Here is a 7,833-nt window from a genome sequence, read left to right as displayed (position 1 = left end):
TGGTGGGTGAACGCGGACCGGCGGGTCACCTATCGTCGTCAGCTGGCCGAGCTCGCTCCGAAACTCGGGCTGCGGACGGGACAGGAGTACGGCGAACGGCTGCGCGCGGTGCGCGATTCGCTGCGACGTGGCGAGCCGTACCTGCGGTGGCTGCTCATCCTGGACGGCGCCGACGAACCCGACCAGATCTGGGACCTCCTCCCGACCGGGCCCGGTCACGTGATCATCACCTCCCGCAACCCGGAGTGGAACGAGCACAACAGCAAGCTGCTCGAAATCCCCGTCTACACGCGTGACGAATCCGTCGCCTTCATCCGGCGCCGCGCTCCCCGGCTGACCGAGCCGGATGCGGACCAGTTGGCGGACGCCTTGGAGGACCTGCCGCTGCTTCTGGACCAGACGGCGGGCTGGCTGAACGATTCCGACCTGTCGGTGGAGCAGTACATCGCCCTGCTGGAGGGCGGCATCGACAGCGACGTGGTGAAGGTCTCGGCCGACTTCCCGCTGGCCTTCCAGACCGCCTGGTCGATACTGCTGAACAAGCTCCGTGAGACCGTCCCGGAGTCCGTCGCGCTGCTGCGGCTGTGCACGTTCTTCGCGCCGGGCTTCATCCCCGTGCGCCTGCTGAAGGAGATGCCGGTCGACGAACTGCCCGAGCAACTCGCCGGGCTCCTGAATGACCCGCTGCTGTGGAACAAGGCGATCAACCAGCTGCGCACCTATTCCGTGGTCCGCCTGGAGTCGCACGAGAACTCCGCCGAAGAACCCACCGCCTCCTCCGGCGAGACTCTCTACCTGCACCGCATGGTGCACCAGATCGTGCACAAGGACATGCCGGGCGACGACCGGCGTGAGTTCATCGACGTCGTACGGCGGGCACTTGCCGCAGCCGACCCTCGCAGGCCCACCGACACCAGACTGTGGCCGACCTACGCGGAGATCGTGCCGCACCTGAAGTACGCGGACATCCTCCAGACCAAGGACCCCAAGGTCCAGCGTCTGGTTTTCAACTGCCTGCGCTACATGTACTTCTCCGGTGAGTACCGCGCCGGCATCAAGCTCGGCGAGCGGGCACTGGAGGCCTGGCGCACGTTGTTGGGCCCGACCCATCCGCGGATCTGGGAACTCACGTACCACTACACGAACCTGCTGCGCGCGATCGGTGACTACTCCACCACCGAGGCCCTCAGCCGGGACGCAGCGAACCATCTCAAGGAAGAGCGCGGAGCACAGGACCTGGAACACCTGCGCGCCTCCGCGGGCCTCGCTGCCGACCTTCGTGGCCTCGCCCGCTACGACGAGGCACTGGAGCTGTCCGTGTGGGTGCTGGGCGCCTACCGCGAGCTTCTCGGCGACCAGGACTCGCGGACCCTCAACGCCCAGAACAATCTGGCTGTCTCGCTGCGCCTGCTGGGGCGTCACCTGGAGGCTTTGGAGACGGACCGTCAGACCATGGAGGCGCGACGGCAACTGCTCGGTCGCCGCCACCAGTGGACGCTCAACTCAGAAATCGCGTACGCCACGAATCTGCGGCTGTTGGGCCGTTACGGTGATGCCCAGTCGATCCAGGCCGACAACGTGGAAGAGAACCGCCGCGTGATGGGCCACGACAATCCGCAGACTCTCAAGGCCGAGTACAACCTCGCCCTGTGCCATTACCGGCTGGGCGAGCGTGGCCGAGGCGACAAGCGGGACCAGCTCGGGCCGATGCTCTCCAGCGTTCTGGAGCGCGGCGAACGCGTCCTTGGCGAGGCGCATCCCCTGACACTGATCTTCGCCGCGGCCCAGAGCTGCTACGCCCGCGAACACGGAGACATCGACCAGGCCCGCGAACTCAGCGAGGCCATCGTCGCCCACTACGAGGTGATGCTTCCCGAGGGCCACCCGTACATCGCCGGGTCCCGCGCCAACCAGGCCCTGATCCTCCGCAACGTCGGTGAACGGGAGCACGGCCACATCCTTGCCGAGCAGGCTTTGGCCGAGATGACGCAGGCCGTCGGGGAAAGCCACCCATGGACCCTCGGCTGCGCCATGAACGCGTCGGCGCTGCGCAACCTCGTCGGTGACATCGAGAGTGCCACTGACCTGAGCCGGGACACCGCCATGCGGGCCATCGAGTCGCTGGGGCGCACCCATCCGCTCACCCTGTCGGCTCGCATTGCGTACGCGGCGGACCTGCGCGGTCTGCGTGACCGGCAGCAGGCGGAGAAGGTCGAGCAGGAGGCGTTGACCGACCTTGACGCGACGCTCGGCAACCATCACAGCCACACTGTCTCGGCCCGGGCCCGTAATCGTCCTTACTGGGACTTCGAGCCGCAGACGACCTGAGGCGGCGTATCCCCGCCCCGAAGCGCATAACCCCCCACCCCCCGGGGAATGAACCGTGTCCCTCAACACGCCTGAAACACAGGCGAGTTGAGTCAGGGGGACACGTGGTGATCTTAGTGGGGCCCGTCCCGGACGGCGCGGACGGGCCCATACCGGTCGAGGTCGACGTCGAGGCGGGGCCGGGGACCGGGGCCGTACCCGGCGCCTCCTCCGCCGACGGCCTCGACCTCGTCTACGGGGACGAGGAGACGCGCGACGGGGCGGGGCAGCGTGTCGTCCGGGTCGCCCGCGACGTGTACACCGAGGGACTGGATCTCGCCCGCCGGTGCGCCGCCCAGGCCGTGCGGCGCTTCGGGGAGCTGCCGCAGGGGCTGCGGCCGGACGAGATCGAGATGCAGCTCGCCATCAAGGTCGACGCCGGTGTCGCGGCCCTCGTCAAGAGCGGGGCGGAGGCCCAGCTCCAGCTCACCCTGCGCTGGCGGACCGCACCGGACGCCCCCGTACCCGGCGGCGCCGGCGGGGCGGCCTCGTGAACCGGGCGTCGGACGGAGTGCGCATCCTGCCGTACTCCCGCGTGGTGGCCCAGGACGAGCTGAAGCTGGCGCTGGAGCTGAACCACGTGATGCCCAGCATCGGCGGTGTCCTCATGGCCGGGCCGCGCGGCACCGCCAAGTCCACGCTCGTGCGCGCCTTCGCCCTCATGGCACACGGCGAGCTGCCGGTCACCCTCCCCATCAACGCCACCGACGACCGGGTCCTCGGCGGCTGGGACCTCGACGCGCTGATGCGCGGGGAGACCCGGCCGCAGCCCGGGCTGCTGGAGGACGCGGCGGAGAGGGGGATGCTCTACGTCGACGAGGTCAATCTCCTGGACGACCACCTCGTGGACATCATCCTGGACGTCGTCTCGACCGGTGTGCTGTCCGTGCAGCGCGAAGGGCTGGCCACCGGCAAGTACCTGTCCTTCGGGCTCGTCGGCACCATGAACCCCGAAGAAGGCGGGCTGCGACCGCAGCTGCTCGACCGGTTCGGGCTGATGGTCACCGCCGAGCAGCTGGACGCGGGCGACCGGCACCGGCTGCTGCGTACCGTCCTGGACTTCGAGAAGGAGCTGCACCGGAGCAACTCCCCGTGGCTGGCGGAGGCGGAGCGGGAGGACCTCGCCCACCGCGAGCGGCTCGCCGACGCCCGGCGCCGGGTGCTCGACGTCGACGTACCGGACAGCATCCTGGAACTGTGCGCCGCAGCCGCCGTCCGGACAGAGGCAGTGGGGCAGCGCGGCGAGATCGTCGCCATGCTCGCGGCCCGGGCGTACGCCGCGCTGGCCGGTGCCGACCGGGTGGAGCCCGCGCATCTGCTGCGGGTACTGCCCCTGGCCCTGCGGCACCGGCGCCCGGAAACCGACCACGGCGGCACCTTCGACTGGGGCGCCGAGGACCGGGGCCGCATCGAGGACCTCTTCCCCGAAGGCTGAGCCGATGCCCACCGAACCGTCCGGACCCGCCGCCACCGGCACACCCCAGCAGGACGGCCGTGCCGTCACGGGCACCCACCAGCGGCAGGGCGGCCCGGCCGTCACGGGCACGTCCCGGCAGGACGACCTCTCAGACCGGCTCACGCACGCCCTGGTCTGCGCGGCGGCCGAACCCGCCCTGTCCGGGGTGCTGCTGCTCGACCTGGAGCCCCGGCTCGTGGACCCGGTGGCCCGCCTGTTCACCGGCATCCTCACCGGCACCCGGGACGTCGTGGACGCGCCCCTCGTGCTGGGGGCGTCCGACCGGGACGAGGACCTGTGGACCCGCACCCGGCTCGCACGCGACCCCCACGGCATCACCTTCCGCACGGAGCCCGGTCCCCTCATCGAGGCGTACGGCCGGCCCGGGACGCCGCCCCTGGCCGTGGTGCCCGACCTGGCCCGGCTGAGCGTCGCCGGGATGCGCGCCGCCGTACAGGTCCTCGGCGCCGACGTGGTCGTGGTCGAACGCACCGGGCTGCGCCGAACCCTCCGCCCCCGGACGCGCTGGCTCGCGGCCTGCCGGGCGGCCGACGTGGGGCGGCTCAGCCGCCATCTGCTGGAGCGGTTCGCCGTCCGGCTGTCGGTGGCGGACCTGCGGACGCTGTCGCCGCCCGAAACGCTGCTCGACGGCTTGCCGCCCGCCTGGCGCACCGCCGGGACCGAGGGCGTCCGGCCCGTGCCGGTCGCCGACGAAGCGCTCACCCGCCTGCCGGAGCTGCTCGGACATGACGCGAGTGTGCGCCGGGAACTAGCGCTGCTGCGGATCGCCCGCACCCTCGCCGCGCTGGACGGCGCGTCGTCGGCCACCGCCGGACACTGCGACGCGGCGGCCCGGCTCATCGGTCTGGCCGTGCCGGAGACGCCGCAGGGCCCCGAGCCCGAACCCGCGCAGACCGATCCACCACACGGATCACCGATCCTGCCCCGCACGGTCCCCAACCGCCGCCCCGGCCGGGACGAGCCGCACCGGCACCGAGGCGAGGACCGGACCCTGCTGGAGACCGGCCCGGCGGAAGGCATCGGCACCGCGTCCGGCGGTGGCCCCGGTGCCCCCGGCACCCCCTTCCCGGAGGACGAGGCGCCCGACCCGCACGACTTCGCGCCGCTGCGCGGTCCCGGGCGGCGCGCCAACGGACCCGTCACCGCACGGGGCACGGTCATCGCCACCCGGCGCGCCACCGACCTGCACGACCTCGCCCACGTGCGCACGGTCCGGGAAGCCGCCGTGCACCAGAGAGTGCGGCGCACCGACCGGTTCACGGTCTCGCCGATCGATCTGCACAGCAACGTCCGTGCCGGGGCGCCCGAGCGCGTCCTCGTGCTGCTCCTGGACCACACCTGCCGGGGCCCCGACTGGGACTGGCAGGACGCCCTCACCCCTTTCCTGCAATGGGCGTACGCAGGCCGGGCCGCCATCCACGTGATCGAGGTCGGCGCGGCGGACGCACGGAACGAGCTGCGGGCCGAGTCCTTCGCGGCGCGCGGCGTCCTGGACCCGCGGGTACTCGCCGCGCTGTACCGCCGGCCCGGCCGGGCCACCCCGCTCGCCCACGGCATCGAACTGGCGGCACAGGCCCTGCGCCGGGCTTTCCGGCTGTACGGCACCGGACCGGCGGAAGCCTGGCTCGTGGTCGTCACCGACGGCCGCGGCAACATCCCGCTGCGCGCCGGCCAGACCGGCCGGCTGAGGGGCGAGGTGGCCGCGGCGGGCGTCGAGGACGCCGTCGAGGCTGCCGCCCGGATCGCCGCCATGGACCGGACCCGGCTGCACGTCGCCGTCTCGACCCGGCCCGGGAACCGTACGGCGACCTGCCGTACGTCCTCGCGGAGAGCCTCGGCGCGATGGTCGTGGAGGGGCGCCCCGGTGGGAGATGAGCCGCAGCGCGGGCCGCGCTGGCTGAAGGGAGCCGGCACTGTCGTACGCCGTGCCTCGTCCCTGCCCGGGCTGAAGGAGGTGACGCGCCGCCCTGCCGGCCCTGTGACCCCTCCGCACCTCGCGCACGAGCCACCCGCCCGGCTCGGTGGCACCGACGCCCAGCCCGACGCCCGCCTGGAAGACGGCTTCGCCGTGCTTCACGCACTGCGCAGCGAGGGCGCCGACGGACGGCAGGGCTACCGCCTGCACGGCTGGTGCGGCGACCTGACACTGACCTGCGAGCCCGGCCCCACCCGCCTCGCCGCCCCCGCGGTCCGCCTGGCGGTTCTGCGACAGGAGGGCGGGGAATACCCGTCCGAGGTGCTGCGCGGCATCCAGCTCTGGTCCGGCAACCAGCCCGAACTCGTCGACTGGCTCAACCTGATCCGCGCCCGGCACGGCGACGCCCTGCGCCTCGTCGTGTGGGACGACACCGGCTACGACCTCCCCTGGGAGCTGTTCTGGCTGCCCGACGACCCCGTCCGGGACCTGCGGGGCGGCCCGCTGGGCGCCCTGACCGCCGTGTCCCGCTGGACCACCGTGCATGACGAGGACCAGGAACTGCCCCGCGAGGTCGGCGACTGTCACGGCCGGGTCCTCGGCTACCTCCACCAGGACATGACGGACGACGGCCGGGTCTTCGATCCGTACACGCACCGGCTGCACCGGTGCATGACGCCGTTCCTGCGCGACCTCGACACCCCCGCCGACCGCACCGGCCTGGTCTACCTCGGCTGCCACGGCACGTACGGCGACACCGTGCCGCGCCTCAGCCTGGGCGACCGGACCTGGGCCGAACTGAACGGCGAGCCCATGGCCGTGCTGCACCGCGACCGCTCGCTGGTCTGCCTCAACGCCTGCGACTCCGGCCGCTTCGTGGACAACCGTGCGCAGGGCGAGGAGGCGCTGCGCGGCTTCGCCGAACTGTTCCTGCGCAAAGGGGCGGGCGGCTGCATCGTCACCGCCGGAAAGGTCGGCGACCTCGAGGCCCGCCGGCTCGTACGACGGCTGGTGGGCGAGGTCGCCGAGCACCCGTACCGCCCCGTCCCGCAGACCCTGCGGGACTTCCGGGCGCGGGCCGTGCGGGAGTTCGGGTCACTGGCGGACGTGCCGCGTGTCCGCGACGACGACGGACGGGTCGACACCACCGGCCAGAAACGGGTCCTGCGGCTGCTGTACGCCTTCATGTTCCACTACTACGGGCATCCGCGGACCACGCTGCGGCTCACCACGGCGGACGGACGGACCGCCGAAGACACCGCCGCAGGGGGGTGGGGCCGGTGAACGGTGCCGAGCTGCCCTCGCAGCACCCGCTGCTCATCGAACCCGTCGTGGCCTGGCCCCGGCAGGCCGACGCCGACCGCGACTACCTCGTCACCGTCGACCTGCGCGGCCCCCTGCCCGCCCCGGACGGCACCCCCGCCCCCTGGCCCTACGACGCGGAGGAGTTCACCTTCACCGTCGCCCTGGACGGCTCACCCCACTTCTCCTGCGCCGCCTTCGGCGAACCGAGCGTCGTCCTGCACCGCTTCGGCGGCACCTACGGACCCGCCCGCTTCCGTGTCACGGCGGGCACCGAGCCGGGCCCGGCGTCCCTCTGGCTGACGGTCAGCAACCAGTGGGGCGTGCCGGTCCGCAAGGCGGAACTACGGTCGGACATCCGGGACGGGGCCCGGACCGGGGACCCGACCGGGAACACGACCTGGCCGGAGCCGGTCACGGACACGCCCAGGCCACCCGTCCTGCGGCCCGTCCCGAACGTGTCCCTGACTCGCCTTCCCCGCCCCGCACCGGTATCCGGCCGGCCGACGGTGACGATCAGCTTCGCGGGCTACGACCGGGCGTGGGCCGCCTGGATCGGGGACCGGCTGGAGCTGCGGGGGCTCCGGGTGGTGTACCTGCGATGGGACTCCCCGGCCGGCATTCCGCTGGTGGAGCTGCTGCGCGACCTGAAGCTCGCCGACGGCCGCATCCTCATCGTGGTGAGTGAGTGGTACTTCCAGCTCGGTCCGCGTACGCACGAGGAGTGGAACGCGGCCCTGCGTGAGGTCGTGGCTCCCGACCCGTCCCGGTT

5 protein-coding genes are annotated in these 7,833 nt (G+C 72.4%); all 5 read left to right on the top strand.

Annotated features, from left to right (window positions below):
* Positions 1-2,328, top strand: a 2,328-nt coding sequence (gene fxsT / locus ABZ354_RS28420; protein ID WP_358661565.1) for an FxSxx-COOH system tetratricopeptide repeat protein, incomplete at its 5' end; no start/stop codon positions are given.
* Positions 2,329-2,432: 104 nt separating this feature from the next.
* Positions 2,433-2,861: a CU044_2847 family protein gene (locus ABZ354_RS28415; RefSeq protein WP_358661563.1), complete on the top strand. Its 429-nt coding sequence runs from the start codon at positions 2,433-2,435 to the stop codon at positions 2,859-2,861.
* Positions 2,858-3,802 carry an AAA family ATPase gene (locus ABZ354_RS28410; protein ID WP_358661561.1) on the top strand — a complete coding sequence of 315 codons (945 nt, stop codon included), beginning with the start codon at positions 2,858-2,860 and terminating at the stop codon, positions 3,800-3,802. Before ABZ354_RS28415 ends, ABZ354_RS28410 begins: the two co-directional genes overlap by 4 nt.
* A gap of 4 nt (positions 3,803-3,806) precedes the next feature.
* On the top strand, positions 3,807-7,043 hold the full coding sequence (locus ABZ354_RS28405) for a CHAT domain-containing protein (RefSeq protein ID WP_358661559.1): 3,237 nt from the start codon (positions 3,807-3,809) through the stop codon (positions 7,041-7,043).
* The coding region (locus ABZ354_RS28400; protein ID WP_358661557.1) for a toll/interleukin-1 receptor domain-containing protein at positions 7,040-7,833 on the top strand (794 nt) is incomplete at its 3' end. The genes ABZ354_RS28405 and ABZ354_RS28400, both read left to right, overlap by 4 nt.

The organism is Streptomyces sp. NPDC005925 (assembly GCF_040638805.1).
Lineage (GTDB): Bacteria > Actinomycetota > Actinomycetes > Streptomycetales > Streptomycetaceae > Streptomyces.
Note: the sequence above shows the minus strand (reverse complement) of the source record. Positions and strands in the feature narration are given on the sequence as shown.